At 53.7% G+C, this 22328-nt stretch carries 21 protein-coding genes; 5 read left to right on the plus strand and 16 right to left on the minus strand.

What is annotated here, in order from left to right:
- Window positions 1-79 precede the first annotated feature (79 nt).
- Window positions 80-646, minus strand: a complete 567-nt coding sequence (gene grpE / locus MHI24_RS08590; protein WP_340025221.1) for a nucleotide exchange factor GrpE — start codon at window positions 644-646, stop codon at window positions 80-82.
- A gap of 73 nt (window positions 647-719) precedes the next feature.
- Window positions 720-1751, minus strand: coding sequence for a heat-inducible transcriptional repressor HrcA (gene hrcA / locus MHI24_RS08595; protein ID WP_340025222.1), 1032 nt, complete (start codon window positions 1749-1751; stop codon window positions 720-722).
- A 209-nt stretch (window positions 1752-1960) separates the two neighbouring features.
- Here hrcA and MHI24_RS08600 point away from each other — a divergent pair, with 209 nt between their 5' ends.
- Window positions 1961-2674, plus strand: coding sequence for a hypothetical protein (locus MHI24_RS08600; RefSeq protein ID WP_340025223.1), 714 nt, complete (start codon window positions 1961-1963; stop codon window positions 2672-2674).
- A 119-nt stretch (window positions 2675-2793) separates the two neighbouring features.
- Here the strand turns inward: MHI24_RS08600 and MHI24_RS08605 are convergent, their stop codons facing one another.
- The 6 genes from MHI24_RS08605 to gpr form a co-directional block, all read right to left on the minus strand.
- Complete coding sequence (locus tag MHI24_RS08605; protein ID WP_340025224.1) at window positions 2794-3303, minus strand: N-acetyltransferase; 510 nt, start codon at window positions 3301-3303, stop codon at window positions 2794-2796.
- 73 nt (window positions 3304-3376) lie between these two features.
- Window positions 3377-4549, minus strand: coding sequence for a radical SAM family heme chaperone HemW (hemW, locus tag MHI24_RS08610; RefSeq protein WP_340025225.1), 1173 nt, complete (start codon window positions 4547-4549; stop codon window positions 3377-3379).
- A 128-nt stretch (window positions 4550-4677) separates the two neighbouring features.
- Window positions 4678-6489, minus strand: coding sequence for a translation elongation factor 4 (gene lepA, locus MHI24_RS08615; RefSeq protein ID WP_340025226.1), 1812 nt, complete (start codon window positions 6487-6489; stop codon window positions 4678-4680).
- A gap of 161 nt (window positions 6490-6650) precedes the next feature.
- A complete protein-coding gene (locus tag MHI24_RS08620; RefSeq protein WP_340025227.1) occupies window positions 6651-7163 on the minus strand; it encodes a hypothetical protein in 513 nt (170 codons plus the stop codon).
- Between the two features lie 30 nt (window positions 7164-7193).
- The gene (locus MHI24_RS08625; protein ID WP_340025228.1) at window positions 7194-8570 is read right to left on the minus strand and encodes a stage II sporulation protein P; all 1377 of its coding nucleotides are present in this window, start codon (window positions 8568-8570) and stop codon (window positions 7194-7196) included.
- Between the two features lie 165 nt (window positions 8571-8735).
- Entirely contained in the window at window positions 8736-9746 is a 1011-nt protein-coding gene (gpr, locus tag MHI24_RS08630) for a GPR endopeptidase (protein WP_340025229.1), read from the minus strand.
- A gap of 180 nt (window positions 9747-9926) precedes the next feature.
- Here gpr and rpsT point away from each other — a divergent pair, with 180 nt between their 5' ends.
- On the plus strand, window positions 9927-10199 hold the full coding sequence (gene rpsT, locus MHI24_RS08635) for a 30S ribosomal protein S20 (protein WP_340025230.1): 273 nt from the start codon (window positions 9927-9929) through the stop codon (window positions 10197-10199).
- Window positions 10200-10682: 483 nt separating this feature from the next.
- Here the strand turns inward: rpsT and holA are convergent, their stop codons facing one another.
- From holA to MHI24_RS08660, 5 genes are all read right to left on the minus strand, one after another.
- On the minus strand, window positions 10683-11702 hold the full coding sequence (gene holA, locus MHI24_RS08640) for a DNA polymerase III subunit delta (RefSeq protein WP_340025231.1): 1020 nt from the start codon (window positions 11700-11702) through the stop codon (window positions 10683-10685).
- A gap of 309 nt (window positions 11703-12011) precedes the next feature.
- Window positions 12012-13265, minus strand: a complete 1254-nt coding sequence (locus tag MHI24_RS08645) for a zf-HC2 domain-containing protein (protein WP_340025232.1) — start codon at window positions 13263-13265, stop codon at window positions 12012-12014.
- Window positions 13262-13813, minus strand: a complete 552-nt coding sequence (locus MHI24_RS08650; RefSeq protein ID WP_340025233.1) for a sigma-70 family RNA polymerase sigma factor — start codon at window positions 13811-13813, stop codon at window positions 13262-13264. The genes MHI24_RS08645 and MHI24_RS08650 overlap by 4 nt, the downstream gene beginning before the upstream one ends.
- A gap of 203 nt (window positions 13814-14016) precedes the next feature.
- Window positions 14017-14316 (minus strand): hypothetical protein, encoded by a 300-nt coding sequence (locus MHI24_RS08655; RefSeq protein WP_340025234.1) that lies wholly within the window; start codon window positions 14314-14316, stop codon window positions 14017-14019.
- 138 nt (window positions 14317-14454) lie between these two features.
- Window positions 14455-15096, minus strand: coding sequence for a bifunctional 2-keto-4-hydroxyglutarate aldolase/2-keto-3-deoxy-6-phosphogluconate aldolase (locus MHI24_RS08660; RefSeq protein ID WP_340025235.1), 642 nt, complete (start codon window positions 15094-15096; stop codon window positions 14455-14457).
- Between the two features lie 350 nt (window positions 15097-15446).
- Here MHI24_RS08660 and MHI24_RS08665 point away from each other — a divergent pair, with 350 nt between their 5' ends.
- On the plus strand, window positions 15447-16406 hold the full coding sequence (locus MHI24_RS08665; protein WP_340025236.1) for a sugar kinase: 960 nt from the start codon (window positions 15447-15449) through the stop codon (window positions 16404-16406).
- Between the two features lie 78 nt (window positions 16407-16484).
- Here MHI24_RS08665 and MHI24_RS08670 read toward each other — a convergent pair whose 3' ends face one another.
- From MHI24_RS08670 to MHI24_RS08680, 3 genes are all read right to left on the minus strand, one after another.
- Window positions 16485-17510 (minus strand): LacI family DNA-binding transcriptional regulator, encoded by a 1026-nt coding sequence (locus MHI24_RS08670; RefSeq protein WP_340025237.1) that lies wholly within the window; start codon window positions 17508-17510, stop codon window positions 16485-16487.
- A gap of 99 nt (window positions 17511-17609) precedes the next feature.
- A complete protein-coding gene (locus MHI24_RS08675) occupies window positions 17610-18764 on the minus strand; it encodes a hypothetical protein (protein WP_340025238.1) in 1155 nt (384 codons plus the stop codon).
- On the minus strand, window positions 18761-19297 hold the full coding sequence (locus MHI24_RS08680) for a sigma-70 family RNA polymerase sigma factor (RefSeq protein ID WP_340025239.1): 537 nt from the start codon (window positions 19295-19297) through the stop codon (window positions 18761-18763). Before MHI24_RS08680 ends, MHI24_RS08675 begins: the two co-directional genes overlap by 4 nt.
- 594 nt (window positions 19298-19891) lie before the next feature.
- On the opposite strand from MHI24_RS08680, the gene nrdI reads away from it, so the two are divergent.
- Window positions 19892-20251, plus strand: coding sequence for a class Ib ribonucleoside-diphosphate reductase assembly flavoprotein NrdI (nrdI, locus tag MHI24_RS08685; protein ID WP_340025240.1), 360 nt, complete (start codon window positions 19892-19894; stop codon window positions 20249-20251).
- Window positions 20238-22322: a class 1b ribonucleoside-diphosphate reductase subunit alpha gene (gene nrdE, locus MHI24_RS08690; RefSeq protein ID WP_340025241.1), complete on the plus strand. Its 2085-nt coding sequence runs from the start codon at window positions 20238-20240 to the stop codon at window positions 22320-22322. Before nrdI ends, nrdE begins: the two co-directional genes overlap by 14 nt.
- The last annotated feature ends 6 nt before the right edge of the window (window positions 22323-22328 follow it).

A 22328-nucleotide genomic window follows, 5' to 3' on the forward strand; every position in this document is an offset into this window, starting at 1 on the left:
GGGCTTCAGCCATTTATAGAAATAGTGTGTCCTTATTCCGCATGGTTTGCCCGTTAATCTTATCTTATATAGAACAGAACTACATGCTGACTTTGACCATAGCCGGACGAAGAACCTTATCCTTCAGGAGATAGCCCTTCTGGACCTCCTCCGTCACGATGCCTTCCTCGTGCTCCTCGCTCTCCACCTGCATGATCGCCTGATGATATTCAGGGTTAAACGGCTGTCCTACCGCTTCCATTGCTGTCAGCCCTTCATTCTTAAGTACACCCTCCAGCTGACGGAAAATCATATTCACACCTTTGATGAACGCCTCAGCATCCACACCTGCCGAAGGAGTCGCCAGTGCGCGTTCGAAGTTATCCAGCACCGGAAGCAATTCTGTAACGAGCTTGGAGGTCGCATATTGCGCCAGCTCTTCCTTCTCCTTCTGGGTACGGCGGCGGAAGTTATCATAATCAGCCTGCACACGCAGAGTGCGCGCCTGATGCTCATCTGCCAGTTCCTGCAGCTTCTTCAGCTCCTCCTCATGGCCTGAAGCCGCCTCGCCGGCCTCTTCAGCCGTCAATGAGCCGCTGTCTGTCACAGCTTCAGCCTCTTCGGCTGCCTGGTTCTCATTCATAGAGGAGTCTTGCTGTGCATTCATGTCCTGAACCTCTTCCTCTTTCAAGTTGTCTTCACCTCCCTCTCAACATTCACACAAATCAATTACACTCTGTTCACTTATACCAGTGCGCCAGCATCGCTGTCAAATCCCGGGAGAGAATCCCCAGAATCCCCATCACGCGCGCATACTCCATCCGGGTCGGGCCGAGGATGCCGATGCTTCCCAGCGGCTTCCCGTCCAGAGAGTAGGTAGCGGTAATCAGACTGCAGTTCGCAAAGGCTTCATGCTTATTCTCTGTACCGATACGCACCTGCATTCCGTTCCCGCCTGCAGCAGGATTCAGCATTTCAAGCAGGGTTGGGGTCTCCTCCAGCAGATCGAGAATATTCTTCACCTTGTCGACGTCCTTGAACTCCGGCTGGGTCAGCATATTCGTAGCTCCGCTTAAGTAGATGCGCTGTTCACCGTCACTCTCCAGCGCTTTGTCCAGCACCTGCATTAATTCTTCATAATGGGAGATGTGGCGCTGCATTTCTTCGCCCAGCTCGGAATAGAGCTGACTCTTGAGCTTATAGAGCGGTACATTCACCAGCTTGCTGTTGAGCAGATTGACGACCTTCTCCATCTCGGAGAGCGAAATCTCCGGCGGAAGAGTGACCGTTCTGTTCTCGACCTGCCCGGTGCTTGTAACGATAATCGCCACAGCGGTGTTGTTATCGAGCGGCAGCAGCTGGAAATGGCGCAATGAAGTATGAAAAACCTCCGGTCCCAGTAGGATGGAAGTATAATTCGTCATATTGGATAGAATCATTGCCGCATGTTGGATAACCTGCTCTGTAGCATTCAGCTTCTCGGCGAAAAAAGCGCGGATCGTGCCCAGTTCAGCCGTTTCGGCGGAATTCCACGGTACCAGATGATCCACATAATAGCGGTAGCCCTTATGGGACGGGATTCTCCCTGCCGACGTGTGAGGCTGCTCCAGATAGCCCAGCTCCTCCAGATCGGCCATTTCGTTGCGGATCGTGGCCGGACTGAAGCCGACGTCCCCGCGTTTCGAGATACTGCGCGAGCCGACAGGCTCGGCGGAAGAAATGTAGTCATCTACAATAGCATTCAGTATCATTCTCTGGCGTTCAGTTAACATGTTATTCCCTCCTATCGGCTGTGGCTCCGATTCGTTAGCACTCTAATGAGATGAGTGCTAACCACTAATACAAAAATACCAAACACACCTCAGCATTGTCAAGTGAGTTCGGCATCTTGATGGCGCCTATTTCCGCCAGATCCAACATTCGGATCAAGAAACCGCAACCATTCCTTCCTTTTAACGTCATAGAGACAAGAGGTGATGAAATGCGCTCTATAAAATCATGGATATGCGCAATCTCGGCAATGCTTCTGACTGCACTAATGTTAACAGGCTGTTCAGGTTCAGCCGCGCAGAATAACTGCAATTTTGTAACCGTTGATTACTTATCCCTCCTGCAATGGGATGGCATCCTGTACGGTGATGCTATGGGCAATGATCCCGGCAGCCTTGTAAAAGGACCGGAGATCGGCAAAATCACCTACAACAAATCCGAGCATCAGTGCCCCCGCGATGAAATGCAGGACGGCGATGCAACGGTGCTCAAGACCGGCACACCGCTCTATGCGGTAGAAGGCTACAAGACCTCTGCCCGAATCTGGGCGGGAGACAGGCTCTATATGGCGTCAACCAATCCTTCGGCCCGGACTATCAACGATCTGATGGATATTGAGGGCAAGATCCGGACCGTCCGGTTCATCAGCGGCAAAGACGGCTCAGACCTGATGGACTTCACCCCGGAGGCCAACACCGTCTTCATCCGGGAATTTCCCAAGCTGAAGTACATCCCCTTCCAGGAGCTGTACAAGGAGACCAAGGGCTGGGTAGGCGATAACTACTGGATGGAGCTGGAGATGACAGACGGATCAACCATCAGAATTACCTATAATACATTATCCCCTTCTTTTCAAACGGCTTATGTCACTCCGGAGCTGGCCGGGCTGATCGAGCAGCAGCGCAAGCTGATTTATGCCAAATAATCTGACTGCTTCAAGCTCCTGTAATCTGCAAAAAACCACTGCCCACCTGAAGCATCAGCTTCCGGCCCGTACAGTGGTTTCTTATTATATAGTTTACCGCGGAGCATGCCCCGCCGGATTTAGTCCAGTCGCTTCAGCACTGCGATCTCATCGCAGGCATGCTGCTTCTTGCAGTTCACGCAATCGGTCCAGACCTTCTCAGGGAAAATCTCCTTCTCCACCACAGTGAAGCCATTCTTAAGGAAGAAATCGACCGCATAGGTCAGCGCCATAATCTTCGGGATTCTCTGGCGTCTGGCTTCCTCTGTCAGCTTCTCCAGAATCATGGAGCCTACGCCTTTGCCCTTACCTTCTTTACGCAGTCCAATGGAGCGTACCTCCACCAGATCATTTCCGAGCCTGAACAAGGAGCCGCAGCCGACGAAGGTGCCGCCGATCTCAGCGATGACGAACTGGTCGATCTGGCGGGTCAGCGCTTGCCTGGAACGGGGCAGCATAATCCCCTGCTGTGCGTATTCTTCTATCATTTGATACAGCGGCTCAACATCCTCCACTGTAGCATTTCTGCATATGACTTGCTGCTCTCCCGCAGGAGATACCTGGCGATACTGATCCGTTTTGACAAGCACTTGACTCACCCCTTGCTGTTAATACGAATAAATATACAACAGAGTGAATTACAATTCAAGAGGTATTTCAAAATTAAACCTCTGTCAAAGCACCGACAAATTCCCCGAAAACATCGTTCCCGAACAGGATTCCCTGCTTGCTCAGGCGATAGGTGTCCCCGGCCTGCTCCAGCAGCCCGGCGGTAAGCATTTTATGCAGCGGCGCCTTAAAAATCTCCTCGAGCGGCTTCCCGAATTGGGAGCGGAACGCTGTGCCCGACACCCCTTCCCGCATCCGCAGCCCGACCATCATGAAATCCTCCATCGCCTCCCGCTCGGAGACAGGGAAGCTGTCCAGACGCGGCAGCCCGCTGCGCGAAGCCTCGATATACGGATTGACGCCCTTGATATTCATGTGCCGCTGACGGCCGACGTAACCATGCGCTCCTGCACCCAGACCATAATAGTCCTCGTTGCGCCAGTAGGTAATGTTATGACGGCTCTCCATCCCCGGCTTGGCGAAATTGCTGATCTCATATTGCGTATATCCTGCAGCCTCCATGGTGGACATCAGCAGCAGATACATCGCCAGCTCATCCTCTTCACTTGGCAATGGCAGCTTGTTCTTGTTGAACAGGGTATGGAACAGCGTGTTCTCCTCTACCTTCAGGCTGTAGATCGAATAATGCGGCAGCTCCAGCTCCAGCGCTTTGGCGACGCTCTCTCTGAGCATATCTACGGTCTGATTCGGCAGGCCGAACATCAGATCCACCGACAGATTATGAAGCCCGACCGCGCGGGCGTTCTCCAGACTGCGGTATACATCATCCACATTATGAATCCGGCCGATTCCGCTCAGCAGCTCGTTCTGGAAGGCCTGGACCCCGAAGCTGACCCGGTTGACCCCGCCTTCCTTCATCACTCTAAGCTTATCGATGTCGGTAGTGCCGGGATTGGCTTCCATAGAGAATTCAATCTGCTCATCCCAATGCGGGAAATGCCTTCTGACCGAATCCAGGAAATACGCCAGCTCATCCGGCTTCAGCACGGTAGGGGTACCCCCGCCCACAAAGATCGTTTTAATTACCCCCGGGGGCATATTCTTGACTGTCTGCTCCATCTCCCGGTCAAGCGCATAGAGATATTCCATCACCGGCTGGTCCTTCAGTACATAAGAATTGAAATCACAATAGAAACATTTATTCGTGCAGAACGGGATATGAATATAGACGGCCTCAGGGGGACGGCCATTCCTTACAGTGTTCATAGCGGTCTCCTTTGCTCTTGTTAATATATAGATGATCTAATTGTAAAAAGAAGCCGCAAAAGGGAAGCCCTCCGGCTTCCCTTCCAGGTCTATCCTCAGCGGTAAGCTCTCTTTAGAGCTAAGCGCTGCTACTCAATCTGAAGCACAGCCATGAACGCTTCCTGCGGCACCTCAACGCTGCCGACCTGCTTCATGCGTTTCTTCCCTTCCTTCTGCTTCTCCAGCAGCTTCCGCTTACGCGAGATATCGCCGCCGTAGCATTTGGCGAGTACGTTCTTGCGCATCGCCTTAACTGTCTCACGCGCTACAATCTTCGTGCCGACTGAAGCCTGAATCGGCACCTCGAACATCTGGCGCGGAATAATGCCGCGCAGCTTCTCACAGATAATCCGGCCGCGGTTATAGGCACGGTCGCGGTGAACGATGAAGGACAGGGCGTCGACCTGCTCATTATTCAGCAGGATATCCATCTTCACCAGGTTCGACTGGCGGTAACCGGAGATTTCATAGTCGTAAGAGGCGTAACCCTTGGTGCCGGACTTCAGCTGATCGAAGAAGTCGTACACAATCTCGGACAGCGGAATCTCATACGTAATGGTGACGCGGGTGGTGTCCAGATACTCCATATTCACGAATTCGCCGCGCTTGCTCTGGCAGAGCTCCATAACCGTTCCCACGAAATCGTTAGGGACAATAATCGCTGCCTTGACATACGGCTCTTCCACATAGTCAATTGTACCAACCTCAGGGTAATGCGACGGGTTGTCGATCTGAATGGTCTCGCCATTGGTCAGCTTAATGCGGTAAATAACGCTCGGCGCGGTTGTAATCAGCGGCAGATTGAACTCGCGTTCGATCCGCTCCTGAATGATCTCCATATGCAGCAGTCCCAGAAAGCCGCAGCGGAAGCCGAAGCCCAGCGCGCTGGAGCTCTCCGGCTCGAAGCTAAGCGAGGCGTCATTCAGCTGAAGCTTCTCCAGCGCCTCCCGAAGGTCGTTATAATCAGAGGTCTCAATCGGATAGAGACCGCAGTAGACCATCGGATTAATCCGGCGGTAGCCCGGCAGCGGTTCAAGCGTCGGGTTCTTCGCATCAGTCACCGTATCCCCGACCCGCGTATCGCCTACATGCTTGATCCCGGCTACAATGAAGCCGACATCGCCGATATTCAGCTCAGGGACAATCGTCATGCGCGGCATGAAGGCTCCGACCTCAATAACCTCAAAGGTCTTGTCGGTTGCCATCATCCGGATCTTGGACCCGGCACGGATACTGCCGTCAATGACGCGGACATAGACGATAACACCCTTATAAGGATCGTAATGGGAGTCGAAGATCAGGGCCTTCAGCGGTTCCTCTGCGCTGCCTGCCGGCGGCGGAACCTGCTTGACGACCTGCTCCAGAATCTCCTTGATGCCAATCCCCGCCTTGGCCGAAGCCATCACTGCGTCGCTGGCATCCAGCCCGATGACATCCTCAATCTCCTGCTTCACCCGTTCAGGATCTGCATTGGGCAGATCGATCTTGTTAAGTACCGGCAGAATCTCCAGATTGTTGTCAAGCGCCAGATACACGTTAGCCAGCGTCTGGGCTTCAATCCCCTGCGCGGCATCCACCACCAGCAGAGCGCCTTCACAGGCTGCAAGGCTGCGGGAGACCTCATAAGTGAAGTCGACGTGCCCCGGTGTATCAATCAGGTTCAAATAATATTCCTGGCCGTCATCAGCACGGTAAGTCAGGCGTACCGCCTGAAGCTTAATGGTGATCCCGCGCTCGCGCTCCAGATCCATCTGGTCAAGGACCTGCTCCTGCATTTCACGCGAGGTCAGTGCGCCCGTATATTCCAGAATGCGGTCAGCCAGTGTCGATTTGCCATGGTCTATATGTGCAATAATCGAGAAATTGCGGATTTGTTGTTGTCGTTTCTGAACGTCAGTCATTCCTTACCCCCACAGACAGCCTAATGTTAATCCATTTATTATAACAGTACGGGCTGCGCCCAGCAATCCCGCCCGCCCCAGGTCATGCAAAAAAAGCCGCTAAGCGCGGCCTGGCAAAAGCCGGAATCGCACATAGCGGACAACCGGCTTGCTCCTCTGCCCTACTCCTCCGAGGAATCAAAAAGCGAGACCACCCAGCGGATGCCCTTCTGGGAAGCCTGCTGAAGCAGCCCGGCTGTCTTATCCGCCAGAACATCCACCGTCGGCTTCTGCTCCTCCGGTATAAGAATCTGCTCAGGGCTGAGACTGGAGGTATTGTCCTCCTTCACTTCCTGCTGCGGAAGGCTGCCTGTTCCCGCAGCCGGTCCGTTTCCGCCGGCAGGCTGCTGCCCCGGCAGAACGGTGTAGGCTCCGGTTGCCGGATCAATGACAACCGGCACGTAGATATAGGCCTGGCCGTTCTGGGCAGTATGCGCCGGGGAAGCCGCGGCGGTGCCGCTTAGACTGCTCTGCCCTGCCGTTTGCTGCCCGGTGGCCGCAGACGTCCCCGCAGGCACCGTCCAGTCCGGCAGCAGGCCGGAGACTCCTGAGCCGCCTCCAAGCTGCAGGCCGGCCAGCAGACCGATGCCTGCCCATATGCCGAACATCACCATTTTTTTGCCAAACCGGGTCATATACTTCACTCCTTTTTAATAAATGTCCGTTCAGGAGGCCCCGCCTGCAGAGGTCTTCGCACTTGTGCCTTCCAGCTTGGCCCCTTCCGGCTTCGCTCCTTCCTGCTGCGGCGCTGCCGCCTTCTCTGCATCTCTGCTGGTCCAATACACATCGGCAATCGCGTCCGCCAGAATATCCGCCGTCCGCTTCAGCTCATCCGCACTGTTGTCAATGCCGCCGACCTCAATCAGCACGCTGTTCGGCGACAACGTCTGGTTATATTCCCCATTATTCCCGTTTCCCGAAGATTTCCCCCAGATTCCGCGTGAAATTCCCGGATAATTTTTTTCCAGCTGCTGGTGGATTTTATTGGCGAAGGCTTCATTCTGCTTCCAGTTTTTATTGGCATGGCCCAGAATGAAGTACACTTGGGCGTAATTTTTACCGTTAATGGTTGCCGTTGTCTTGCCGTGCCGCTGGGAATCACGGTGGATATCAATCAGTTCACTCATCTGCTGATTGGCGGCCATGGCCGACTTCACCGTCATGCGCGAATATTTATAGGAGAAGTTCCAGTTATAGTCCGGCACCAAGGTGGCATAATCCTCCTGGGCATGAACCGTTCCGATCCCGCGCGCTTCCAGCCGCTTGGCGATATAAGAGCCTACCAGCATCACATTCTTGGAGGGGACTGACGAGCTTGGATTATCGCTCTGCGCACCCAGCAGCGGATTGTATGCTTCACGGGGATGGGAATGATAGACGAGAATACGCTTGATAGAAGTATCCCCTGTCCCGTTCTCGGCATCGCCGCTGCCGGAATAGCCTTCGTCCGCATCCTGCCCGGCCGGGTCTGGAGCAGGCGTGGCTTCAGGCTGCTGGACCTCTCCGCCCTGCTGGCCAGTGCCGCCTGGCGTATCCGGCCCGTCTCCAGGACCGGCAGCCGTACCCGGGTCCCCGCCGTCTGACAGCTCATCCACTCCCGGGTGATAGTCGGCAGGCGCTCCTGCCGTTCCGCCCGAGCCTTCACGCAGCAGGAAGGGATCATCTGCAGCCAGTCCCGGCATCTCACGCGAGACCAGGCTCTTCGGATCACCCGGGTCTACGCTCGTCAGCAGCCGGAAGACGAAGGAGGTGACTTTGTCCCCGGAGAAGGCCGAAGGCTCGTCCCCCTTCGGCAGATGGGGAACCTCCATCCCCAGCAGTTCCATGAAGAATCCGCTGGAGAGCGAGGCGGCCAGGCCCTTCATTGAGGGAATGGGTGAAGAATTCAGCTTCTGGCCGGCCAGGCCGCCGGTTCCAAGCAGGATGAACAGCACCAGTGAACCTCCGGCCAGCAGCAGCATCGTCCTTCCCAGCGACAGAATATCCATCAGCCGTCCGCGCAGCCGCCCAATATTCCATAGCTGAAACCATTTTCTGTTCATGATTGTTATAGCCTCCTCTAAGCCCTCTGTAATCTCTCATACTCCAAATCTATGAGCGCAGGAGGTATGCTAGAACCACAGAAATGAGAGAGAAGCAGAGAAGACCCGCAGCCTATGCTGCCAGAACGGCAGATGGCTGCGGGTCTTCTTCACGAACAGGAAGAGCTAGTGGGTATAGGCTCCGACATTGCCGGGATCGACGGCTTCATGCAGCGCGGCATTGAGTCCGCTGGCCACAATGTTGGCGATCTCCTCAATGAATTCATCGATCTCCTTGGGTGTAACAATCAGATCATGGCCCAGCGGCTCAAGCACTTCCTTCACCAGGGTCAGCCGCTCCTGCTCACTGATATCATCAAGCAGCCCCATGATCTCTTTGGTATGGGCTCCGCCGCCCTCCATCTGCCCGAAATGATGCTTCATCATTTCCAGCACATTGTTGACGATGGTCGAAGCATAGCAGACAGTAGGGACGCCGATCGCAATGCAGGGAACGCCCAGCACTTCCTTGGTCAGCCCCCTGCGCTTATTTCCGATCCCTGAGCCCGGATGGATGCCGATATCGGCAATCTGAATCGTCGTATTAATCCGCTCCAGCGAGCGGGAGGCCAGGGCATCAATGGCTATAATGACATCAGGATTGGTGCGGTCTACGATTCCCTGCACTACTTCACTGGATTCAATGCCTGTCAGGCCGAGCACGCCGGGCGCAATGGCACTCACATTCCGGTAGCCCGGTGAGACCTGATCCGGCACCAGCTCATAGAACTGGCGGGTAATCAGCGCATTCTCCACCACCAGCGGCCCCAGCGAGTCGGGGGTCACATTCCAGTTGCCAAGCCCTACAATAAGCACTTTGGAATTGCGCCCAATCCCGATATGATCGAGGAAGTGTTCGAATTCACGGGCGAACACGATGGAGACCTTCTGCTGCAGACCGGTATCTCCGCCCCGCAGCGCAGGCACCTCCAGGGTCACATAATTGCCGATGGCCCGCCCGATGGCCTGGGAGCCGGCCTGATCAGTCACTGCCAGCCGGGTCACCTTGATGCCGTCCGCTTCCTCCACCTGCTCATTGACGCCGGGAATCGGTCCACCCGACCTCCCTTGCGCCATTTCCTTAGCTTCCACCGCCAGATCTGTTCGTACCGAATACAGCTGAAGATCGAGTTCCATGTTTAGTTCAGCCTCCTTTTGCATATTGCTGATAGTGTGCGGGAGAAAGCATCGGTTTATACAGAGAGTGGCGGGGGAATTCCGAAGCTTTTAGTATTGCATTTTACTACCCTTCATGCTAAACTATTTTAAGTTGTGAATCATTTGTGATTTCCGAATGTCTTTCAGGAGGTGAATGCAATGCCAAATATCAAATCCGCGGTTAAACGCGTCAAGACGATCGAGAAACGCCGTGCACTTAACGCTTCCCAGAAGTCCGCTCTTCGTACAGCTGTGAAAGCTGCTGATGTAGCAGTGACAGGTACAGAAGTAGAAGCTGCTCAGGCTGCTTTCCAAGCGGCTTCCAAGAAGCTGGACAAGGCTGTAACCAAAGGCCTGGTTCATAAAAATGCGGCTGCCCGCAAAAAATCCCGCTTGGCGAAGAAATTGAACGCTCTGAAGGCTCAAGCCTAAGCCAAGGGCGACAATCATAACGAGCATATGAAGAACCTGACCGCTATGCTGCATACGGTTAGGTTTTTTTATTGTACAGGAAATTATGATTTTCTTCTATTCTTAGAGAAATCCGCAAAATGTGCAACAATACTGCTCACTAGAAGCGGTCTATGCTGAAATCCTGCACGAAATGCAACAAATCAAGCGCCGGCTTGCTCTAAACAACGAAATTTGTGCAAATTATGCAACATTGTAGCGTAGCCCGTAACATTTATTAATTAAATCCTGCAAAATGTGCAACAATGCTCTCCATGCAAGCGGCCAGTGAGAGAAATAAACCTATTGGCTGGATATATGCCACCAGAGCGCGATGAGGCACCTGCATTTTTCACCCGGAGGGTGATTTTGTTATGTGTGTATTTATACCAAAAAAAGCCTGTCCACCCGCAGACAAATGCGGAGGGGACAGGCTCTTTACTTTGCTCCCGCGGAAGTTCCGGCTCAGGCCCCGAGACGCAGCATGAACAGCTCCAGCCCCAGCACCTTGTCGACCGCGCCGGTCTTCATCTGATAATCGAGATCGGCCAGACGGCTCAGGATCTGCCGCAGCTGCGGGCTGCCGAACTTGCGGGCCTGCTCCCCGGCCAGCTTGACCGCATACGGATGCAGTCCGAGCTGGGAGGCAATCTGTCCCTGCGAATAGCTGAGGGCGGACAAGTCCTTGACCTGCAAAATGATTCTGAACTGCCGGGCAATCAGCGCGGCAATCTTGATCGGCTCCTCACGTTGCTTCAGCAGCTCATAGAGCGTATTCAGCGCCTTGTCCAGGCGCAGGTTCGCGATATCCTCCACGAGCGTGAAGATATTCTGCTCGGTGCCGCGGTGGACCAGACTCTCCACGGCGGCCGCATCGACCTTGCCGCCTGCCCCGGCGAACAGGCACAGCTTGTCGATCTCGGCCGACAGCCCCTGAAGCCCGGTGCCCGCACTTCCGATCAGCGCCTCCGCCGTCCCCGGCGCAAGGGAACAGCCGCGTTCACGGAAGCCCTTCTCCACCCAGCGTACCAGCTCTTCTGCACCCAGCGGATTAAAGGCCAGCACCATGCCGACGGCTTTGGCGCTTTTGACGATTTTTTTGCGTTCATCCAGCTTATCACCGTTCACTAGGAATACAATCACACTGAAATCAGCCGGGTGCTGCATATATGCCGCCAGTATCTCCACATTGTGTTCAATCTTGGCCTTATCCTTGCCGGCCGTGAACACGGACGCATCCCGCACCAGCAGCAGCTTGCGCTGGACCATGAACGGAACCGTCTCCGCTTCTTCCACTACAGCCTGAACCGGCGTCTCCGACAGATCGAAGGGAATGACGGCGAAATCACGGTCTTCTCTGGGGATCAGCTGTTCCTCCAGCATGGCCGCGAATTCATTCATCCGGAACTTCTCGCTGCCGTACAGCACATACAGTGGAGAAATGTTCCCCTGTTTGATTGCTTTGGCCGCCGTTTTGGCATCCATCCCGCCACTTCCTTTGCTAGTTTCTTGCCTCATCAGCCTTAAATCTATCCATTCATCCATTCTAACAAAAAAACACCGGTGAATATAGCCGCTCTTATCAGGCTGCCAATGCCCCCTGACAGGCAAAAACGGAGCAACCTCGGCAGCCAGGGCCAAAGTTGCTCCGTTTCAGCGGCGCATCTATATAAACGGCGGAAGGAGAAGCTCTAGAAACTTTCCGTTCGCCGGTCATACCGATGATACTCGCAAATCCTATATTTTCTATCCTCACACCTTAGTATATTCAGCTGCTCCTCAATACGTTCCGGCTTATGGTGATTTATTGGACGTTGCCGCGTCCGGGGTCACCGCCGGGCTGGATTCGGGAGATGCAGCGGGCTCCGCCGGTGAGGTGGAAGGCTCTGAAGCCTCCGATGGAGCCGGTGTTGCGGGCTCTGCCGGAATCATGTATTCCTGGTTGGCTTCCGTACCATCCGGCAGCGCTGTTACATAAGTGAATTTGCGTCCGTCCTCCGACCACGTCACTGAGATTACATTCCCCTCTATGGGCAAGGAGGCCAATATCGTCCGCTCTTCCGTCCCTGCTGCGGGTGAACTGTAAATAATGAGCTGCTGGCCGGATTGCTCTGCTGAATAATGCCCGTCCGGAGAGGCCCAGGCAGCTCCGGCACCCGCAGCCATCAGGCCACTGGCTTTAGTATCTCCAGCAGGCTGATCTCCCGCAATCCGCTCATCTGGAGGCTGGTCCGCCGCTGCGAACTCCTGAACAGGTGCGCTTGGCGCTGCACTCTTGTCATTCAAGACTTTACGGTCCCCCTTGCCGCTCTCTGCCGGCTGAGGCGTAGCGCTGCGCTTGTCAGGCCGCGGTGCTGGCGTCACTACAGGGGCCTTGCCCGGGACAGTACCAGCGTCCGTTGCAGGCGCCTGATCCGCAGTTGGCGGTTGGTCCGCACTCTTGACCGATACCGGCGGTGTAGCCTGAAGCTCCTCACCTGCACCATCCTCCGCCGGCGCCTGCTTCATGAAGGAGACATCTCCGCCGTCTGTCTGTTCGGACCCAGGTGCTGTACTATTCGCATTGCCCGAGTTGCCGGTAGCCATCTCTGTGGCTGCATCACTTGCAGATGTCTGAACAGCCATATCCATATCCGCATTCGGCATACTCTCCGGCTTGTTGAATAACGCGAACAGCAGAATCACCGCTGCCGCTGCCGCGCCGATGCCTGTCCGTGTCGCCAGTGAAGAGCCTCTCTGCTTCTTGCTGCGGGTATTTGAACGGGTAAAGGGAACTACCTTGGGATCTTCCGCTGCTGTTATAACCGGCTCTTCCTGAACCCCGCGGTCCAGCTGTTCCAGCCGGGGAAGAATCGAGTCAACCAGACTGAAGGGTGGCTTCACATCCGGCAGCTGCTCCAGCTGCTGGGAGAGCATCGTCAACCGGTCAAAGACTTCCGCGCAGGCAGGGCAATCATCGATATGACGGAACATTTCCAGTATTTCTTCCTGACTGAGATCATGATCCAAATAGCGGTGCATCCATTCCATCACCTCCGCGCAATTCATCCTGACACACCACCTTTCTGATACTCCTGAAGTCTGTTCTGCAGCTGCTGCCTTGCCCGGAACAGGTATGATTTCACCGTGTTCAGCGGCAAATCGAGACAGTCTGCAATCTCGTTGTAAGAGAAGTCCTGTAGATAACGGAGCACGATCACGGTCCTGTGATGCTCCGGAAGCTGGTCAATGGCCTCGCGGATATCCTCCGCCAGATAACCTGACAGCACTTCGCGCTCTACATTATGTTTGTTATCCTGGAACACCATTTCGTGTTCATCGATAGAAACGGTAGGCTTCGTTCTCCTGAATTTGTCAATGCAAATATTAGTTACTATCCGTTGAACCCATGTTTTGAACTGAGCCTTCTCCTCATAGGAGCCGATCTTGGTGTACACCCGGATCAGCGCCTCCTGGGAGGCATCCAGAGCATCCTGTTCGTTATGCAGGATATAGAAGGCCGTCTTATATACATGTCCTTCAATTTCGCGCAATAGGGTGATTAGAGCGTCGCGATCGCCCGCTTGAGCGGCTCTGATGAGTCCCTGCTCCACCACGAAGGTTCCCCCTCTCTATGCAATCTTACTGACGCGCAAGACTGCGGATTTGTTGCAAGCCTGTAATGATTATTTTAGAATACTCGAATCATTGAACAATCCTTAATAAGCATACAGGGGATGCTGCAATCATTCAAATACTCTTTTAGCCAAAGTGGTTACAGAAATGACATGAACAGCAGCCCGGCCGCCGCGCAGTCCGTTCAGGAATTGGACGGCTCCTGCAGCCGGTATAATGTAACTCTGCACACCAGCAGAACCGCATAATTCTCCCGGAAATCATCATCAAGCACATATACTTCCCCCTGCTCAAAAAGTTGCGGATGATTATAGCTGCGGTACAGCTTATAGACAGCTCCTGCCGTCACCCTGCAGCCCGGCACGGTGGTCCTGATGCCCACATAATCAGCTTCGTCCACCACCAGTACCGGATACAGCTTGCCGTGAATCTTCTCGCCAGGCATGGCATCACCTTTCAGGTAGGCATCTGAATTCAGGCTCACGCCTAAGTAATCTACCTATTATAAGTATTGCCCTGACCGGCTGCTCACGAACCGCCAACAAAAAATGCCCTGCCCCAAAGAGGCAAGACATTTCCGGTAGCCCTATATAATTGTAGCTTTAGTTGTTCCGCACTCTGATTACTGCGCCTGAATCTCCTTGAACTTCGCCACATACTGTGCCGCCAGCTCCGTGATCTGGTCATAGCGGCCTTCCTTCGCCGGTGCAGTCAGATTGCCGCCGATACCGACAGCGATGCAGCCGTTCTTGATCCATTTCTCCATATTGTTCAGGTCCACGCCGCCGGTAGGCATAATGTTCACATGCGGCATCGGCCCCTTCACAGCCTTCACATAGTCAGGTCCGAACGCGCTGCCCGGGAACAGCTTCAGCACATCCACGCCCAGCTTCAGCGCTTCCTTCATTTCATTCAGTGTCATGCAGCCCGGCATATATGGAATACCATAGAGATTACACATCTTGGCTGTCTCTTCTTCAAAAGACGGGCTGACCACAAACTCCGAGCCTGCCAGAATGGCAATTCGTGCGGTAAGCGGGTCGAGCACAGTCCCTGCACCGATAACGGCGCGGCTTCCATATTCAGCAACAAGGCGCTTAATCGCAACTTCAGCCCCCGGAGTGGTAAAAGTCACTTCAATATTGTTCAGTCCGCCCTCGATACAGGCCACCGACATCGCATAGGCATCATCGGCATTGTCTGCACGGATTACGGCTACTACGCCAACAGCTGTGATGTTCTGCAATACTTTGATCTTCTTCATGTAAGAACTTCCTCTCTGGTTATATTTCAATAGAATATTTATTTAGATAAACTTTTTTATCTAATTTACTAACACCAAGCTATATACTTTCTAAGAAAATAGTAATGACATTGCCCCGAAGAGTCAATATATATTTACGAAAGCTGCTGTATTCCTCCTAAATTCCATGCGTAAATCCTTATACACCAATGGTTTATCAACATATCAGCAATAATCCCGGTCAAAATAAGTACACGGAAAGAGTGTTGCCGTATTGTACAAAACCGTTTTATGTGATAATTTCAACTTACATTCTATCTTAAAGCTTGAAAACGGTTCAATGCTATCATAACTATTAGGAGGAACCATTCATGAACAAACAGCTGGATGCGGTCACATTCGGGGAGCCGATGGCCATGTTCTATGCCAATGAAGTCGGCCCCTTGCCTGAGGTCACTTCATTCTCCAAGGCTCTGGCAGGCGCAGAGAGCAATGTTGCCACCGGGTTGTCGCGCCTTAAGCACCTGACCGGCTATGTGACCAAGCTGGGCGAGGACAGCTTCGGCGAATTCATCACAGCGGCGCTGAACAAGGAGAAGATTGATACCGCCAGCATCACCACCACCCGGGAGTTCTCCACCGGTATGCTGATTAAATCCAAGGTGCTGACCGGGGACCCCAAGGTTGAATATTTCCGCCGTAATTCCGCTGCCTCCAAGCTGAGCCTGGCTGACTTCGACGGGGACTATTTCGCTTCCGCCGGTCATCTGCACGTCACCAGCATTTCTGCAGCGCTGTCAGCATCCTGCCATGAATTCTCTTTACATGCCATGAATTTCATGAAGCAGCGCGGCCGGACGGTCTCGCTTGACCCGAATCTGCGCCCGACGCTCTGGCCGGATACCGAAACAATGGTCAGCACGATCAACGATCTGGCCACACGCTGCGACTGGTTCCTGCCCGGACTCAGCGAAGGCAAAATCCTGACCGGCCTCGATACGCCGGAGCAAATCGCCGGATTCTATCTGGAGCGCGGGATATCCCTTGTTGTGATCAAGCTCGGGCCTGAAGGCGCCTACTACAAGACTTCCACAGGCGAAGAGGGGTATGTGGACGGCTTCAAGGTGGAGCAGGTGGTGGATACCGTCGGCGCGGGAGACGGCTTCGCCGTGGGCGTCATCAGCGCGATGCTGGAGAAGCTCAGCGTAGCCGAAGCCGTGAAGCGGGGCAATGCCATCGGCGCACTTGCCGTTATGTCGCCTGGCGACATGGACGGACTGCCAACCCGTGAGGAGCTGGAAGCATTTATGAGCACGGGTAAGAAAGCTTAAAGGCCTTGGAACATTAATAGGGTGTCCCGCAGCCAGTTAGCTTGGCTTGGGACACCCTATTCTTGTGTAAAGCAGGCGCTACTCGGCTCTGGCCGGAGGCTGCACAGAATCGCCCTGCTGAAGCGTAGGCGGGAATCTGTAGGTGATTGGCATCGCACCATCCGTATCATTAATTAACGAGAGCATGATCTTCGCCGCCTGTACCCCCATCTCATATGCAGGCTGGCGGATCGTCGTAATATCAGGGTTGTAGATACGGGCGAATTCCGCATCGTCAATGCCGATGACCGACAGCCGGCCGGGTATGGCGATTGCATTGCGGTTCGCATACTTCAGAATCTCGCCCAGCACCAGATCGTTGGCGGCAACCAGCGCTGTCGGCGGATGGGGAAGCTCCAGCAGCTCATCCAGCGCCGAGGCAATCTCTTCACGCGGAACGCTGCGCATATAGTCATCCCGCAAGGGCAGACCGGCTTCCTCCATCGCCTTCTTGTATCCGCTCATCCGCTCCCTGCGCGGGGTAATTGCATGTGCGCCGAGCGGCAGCGACAGAATAGCAATCGCATCATGCCCGTGGCCGGTCAGCTCCCGGACCGCGGTCTTCACCGCCATCTCATTATCAAGCAGCAGGCTCTGGGTCGTAATCCCGTCGACCAGCCGGTCCATGAACACCAGCGGATATTCCGCTTCAATTAACCGCGTGTAAGGCCCGGGCTGATCGCCAGCAGGGAAAATAATCAGTCCGTCCACCTGACGGGCCACCAGCGTCTCCACATAGGTATTCTCTTTGTCTGCATCCTCGTCTGAGTTGCAGATGATGACCTGGATACCGTGGCGCTGCAGCTCCTTCTCGATCGCCCGGATACACTGGATGGACAGCGAGTAATCAATGTTAGCTACAATAATGCCAACCATATGTGTACGGTTCTGCTTCAGACTGCGGGCCAGTCCGTTCGGCTGGTAGTTCAGCTCATCGATGACCTCGGCAATGCGGTTTCGGGTCGCTTCACTCATATATTTGAACCGTTTATTCAAAAACTGCGAGACCGTGCTTTTGGAGACCCCCGCTTTCCGGGCCACATCCTCAATGGTCAGCTTCTTCATCTATCCCGCTCCGCTCTTCTATACAAAATTTACTGGTTGATATTATCAAAAAGTATAGCTTTTTTTTAGTAAATTATCTATAGGGAGCTTGGCGGGTGTTTATTTGCCTGTCGGGACGGGTTTCAAACGCTGACCGGTCTGCTCATAATACCAATCGTAATACCACTCCTCACCCATAAACAAAGCGATATCTGCTGTACGCTTCTTCCCGTCCACTTCATAAGTAGCGATCCAATTAACACCCTCAATATCTATGCCGATTTTACTGGCTACATTTCGCGTTGCCCCTGTAGTAATATCATGCAGAGTGCCGTGGGCTTCGTAGCCTTTGCCACTATTATTGTTATAAGAAACAAGCAACATCTCACTCTGAACTTTGTCAAAAGCACCAAACGATCTATAGTTAGAATATTCTTTGCCCAAGCTGCTTAAATCCAACAGGTCCTGCAGAGCTACAGCTTCTCCGGCAACCGCCGCCTTTAAATTCAAAGCGGATACCTTCTCAGGTGTCATGCCAACCCCTTTGCCCAATGTAAATGTGCTGATACCCAGCACTACATAATTACCTGCATCACAAATTCCCGTAAGTTCATAATAACGCTGCGACCCGCCGGCATAGAGTGGAAGGGTGTAAATCCGCTTAGCCGTAGTCTCCGACAGCTCAGTCTGGCCTTTCGGAGACAGATACAATGTATAAGGCTCTGTTGGGTGTGTGTACTTAGGCTTACTATAGTTAACTATCGGCGGCGGAGGCGACCAGACAATTCCGGCTGAGGTCTCAATAGCAAGCGCACGTTCTTTGTTTCTGTTCAGCGGCAGGGGCATGTAATACTTTATTCCCCCCAGCTCGAACTCCGCAGAACCAGCCGGCGGGTTGTAGGATTGCGGCGATGCTGAAGAAGCTGCATTCTGCGACCCCGAAGGAGACGCCGACGGCTCCACCACAGCCGCTCCCGAGCCCTGCCCCAAGACCGCTGCCAGCCTCCCTGCCGGATCAAACCCGGCCCCCGGGCCAAACGGCCAGAGCAGCACGCTGAACAGCAGGAGCGCAGACAATGCGCCAAGGCCTGCGGCCCGTCCGAACCGGCCTTGTCCTCTTCGCGCCGGAGTACCCGCTGCTGCGGCCTGTTCAATACGCGCCATGAGCTGCGGCGTGAACCCCGGCCCGGTCAGCGGGTTCCGTCCGGCCTGCTTGTACCAGTCCTTCGCCCCGCTCATTACCTTCACTTGCTCATCCTCATCTCTTGTCTTCACAGGTCTTCCTCCTTCATTGCCGTTCTTATTTTGTCTCTGGCCCGCCCGAGGCGGGACTTGACCGTTCCCTGCGCAATTCCGAGCAGCTCGGACAATTCAGCGACCGACAGGTCCTGCTGAATATCCAGCACCAGCACCTCCCGGTACTTGTCCGGCAGCGCCATAATAATCTCCCAGATCCGGTTAGCATACTGGTTGCCGATAGCTTCCTGTTCAGCGGACAAGGACGCTCCATGAACCTGGTGGTCGCCCAGCGGGGCGAATCTCCGCCAGAAGCTGCTGCGTCTTAAGCTGAATGCGGTGTTGCGGGTGATGGTCAGCAGCCAGGTTTTCAGGGTGGCCTGCCCCCGGTATTTGCCGATGCTCTTGTAGGCCTTCAGGAATACCTCCTGGCTGATGTCGCTGGCCTGCTCCCGGCTGCGGGTTAACACAAAGGCATAATTCCATACATCCGATCCGTAGGTCTCCATCATCTCGCGGAGCGATACCGGCGAAGCACAGGCCATGCTGTAAGGCAGCTCTTTACTCTGCATGTTGCTCTCCCCTCTCACCTAATAAGACTCCTGCCGCGCGAAACGGTTCCCGCTGATTGCATTTTCTGCAATAGAACGGACGATATTTGCCGTTAATCTCCATTCTATTGTATTTCCTGCATTAGAATTGCGAGATTTTGCTCAATGAGCCTCTGTTAGCTGAAATCAAGTGTGCAAAATACAACAGATGTGATTTTCCACCGAATTGGAACAGCATCTAATGTACAAAGTACAACCAAAATTCAATCCGCCGAAGGTCCAAGCGCTTTCAAAAATTACAGCCGTTCCCTCTTCCCTCACCTCCCGTTCACGCCTTTCTGCGCCCCCGCAAATTCCTTAAAAAAAAGTCTAATAAATTCTAAGAGAATAGAACCCAGGCGGGGCGTGGGATTGGCGATTTAAAGGGGTATTTTGGGCGGCTGGGAGAGCTTGTTCAGCGCTTGACTTTTCAATATATGGTATATAAAATGATTAAACGTTACTAAATATAGTGTATATAATAGCTAAGCCCATAAATCTAGTGAATTCGCCCAAGTTCATTTGTCAAGTAGAAAGAACAGAAGAATGAGCTAATGTTACAGGAGGTTAGAGACCATGCTGATTGCTTACGATTCCAAGACCGGCAATGTGAGAAGATTCATCAACAAGCTGAAGCTTCCTGCTGTTCAAATCGAGGAGCATATGACGATCGACGAGCCTTACGTGCTTGTTACATACACCACCGGATTTGGCCAGATTCCAGAGAAGGTATCCATGTTCCTGGAGCGGAACCATTCCAGACTCAAGGGCATCGCCGCCAGCGGCAACAAAAACTGGGGCGAGCTATACGCGCACAGCGCAGATCTGATTGCAGAGCGTTACAACGTGCCGGTTGTCGGCAAATTCGAGCTGTCAGGCACTTACGGTGATGTACAGCGGATCAAACAGGAGGTGGACAAAGTTGCGGCATATTGAATTGAACAACATGTTGATGAAGCGGGACGAGACCGGATTTTTCCAATTGGATAAGGACCAGGAGGCAGTAGCTGAATTCATGCGTGATGTGGAGAAGCGCAGCCTGACCTTCAGCGATACCAAAGCCAAGATTGATTATATGATTGCCAACGATTACTACGAGGACCTGTACGACCGTTACTCCGCTGACGAGATGGAGGATGTCTACCGGATTGCCCATGAATATAATTTCCGCTTCCCTTCCTATATGGCGGCTTCCAAATTCTATACCGACTATGCCGTCAAAACCAATGACCGCAAGCAGTACCTGGAGCATTACCCGGACCGCGTAGCGGTGGTTGCTCTGCATCTGGGACGCGGCAATGTAGAGACCGCACGCACACTGGCCCGTTCAATGATGGAACAGCGCCTGCAGCCTGCTACGCCAACCTTCCTCAATGCCGGCAAAAGCCGCCGCGGCGAGATGGTCTCCTGCTTCCTGCTGGAGATGGACGATTCCCTCAATTCGATCAACTATGTGCTGAACACCTGCATGCAGCTGTCGAAGATCGGGGGCGGCGTTGCCGTCAATCTGTCCAAGCTGCGCTCGCGCGGCGAGACGATTAAGGGTGTTGAAGATGCGGCCAAGGGCATCATGCCGGTCCTGAAGCTGATGGAAGACGGCTTCTCCTACGCAGACCAGATGGGCCAGCGCAAGGGGTCGGGTGCGGCTTATTATAATATTTTTGGCTGGGATGTACTTGAGTTCCTGGACAGCAAAAAGATTAACGCCGACGAACGGACACGCCTGAAGACGTTGTCTATCGGTCTGATCGTGCCTAACCGCTTCTACAAGCTGGCGCAGGACAATCAGCCGCTGCATGTGTTCGCTCCTTATACAGTCTACCAGGCCTACGGCACGCATCTGGATGATATGGACCTGGACGAGATGTACGATACCCTGCTCGCTGATCCGCGCGTGAAGAAGAAGATTGCCATGAACGCCCGCGACATGCTGACCAAGATCGCCATGATTCAGCTTGAATCCGGCTATCCGTATATTATGAACAAGAGCAACGCCAACGCAGCTCATGCCCTGAAGGGCGTAGGCCAGATTAAGATGTCGAACCTGTGCACCGAGATTTTCCAATTGCAGGAGACCTCGGAGATTAATGATTACGGACAGGAGGATATCATCCGCCGCGACATTAGCTGCAACCTGGCTTCCCTGAACATCGTGAACGTGATGGAGCACGGCAAGATCCGTGAATCCGTACATGAAGGCATGCTGGCCCTGACAGCTGTCAGCGATATGACGATGGTCTCCAATGCCCCGGGCGTAGCCAAGGCGAACAAGGAGATGCACTCGGTAGGACTGGGCGTGATGAACCTGCATGGATATTTTGCCAAAAATAAAATCGCTTATGAGAGCGAGCAGGCCCGTGATTTCGCACGCACCTTCTTCATGACCATGAACTTCCATTCGATTGAGAAAAGCATGGAAATTGCCGCCGAGACCGGCGAGACCTTCTATGGATTCGAGCAGTCCGACTACGCCAGTGGCGTCTATTTCGACCGTTATATTACAACAGACTACCGTCCGGTTACTGCCAAAGCGCAGGAACTGTTCGCAGGCATCTACATTCCTACTACTGAGGACTGGAAAGCGCTGCGTGACAAGGTAATGAAGCACGGCCTGTACCATGCCTACCGTCTGGCGATTGCGCCGACTGCGAGCATCTCGTACATCCAGAATGCGACCTCCAGCGTTATGCCGATTGTAGAGCAGATCGAGACCCGCACCTATGCCAACTCGACCACCTACTACCCGATGCCGTACCTGCGTCCGGACAATGTGTTCTATTATAAATCCGCCTACCTGATGGACCAGTTCAAGGTGATTGATCTGATTGCGGAAATTCAGCCTCATATCGACCAGGGTATCTCTACCGTCCTGCATGTGAACAGTGATGTGACCACCCGCGAGTTGGCCCGTTCTTACCTGTATGCGGCGCACAAAGGGCTGAAATCCCTGTATTACACCCGGACCAACAAGCTGTCTGTCGAGGAATGCCTGGCCTGCTCTATCTAAGAGCCG

Source organism: Paenibacillus sp. FSL K6-1096, assembly GCF_037977055.1.
Lineage (GTDB): Bacteria > Bacillota > Bacilli > Paenibacillales > Paenibacillaceae > Paenibacillus_AQ.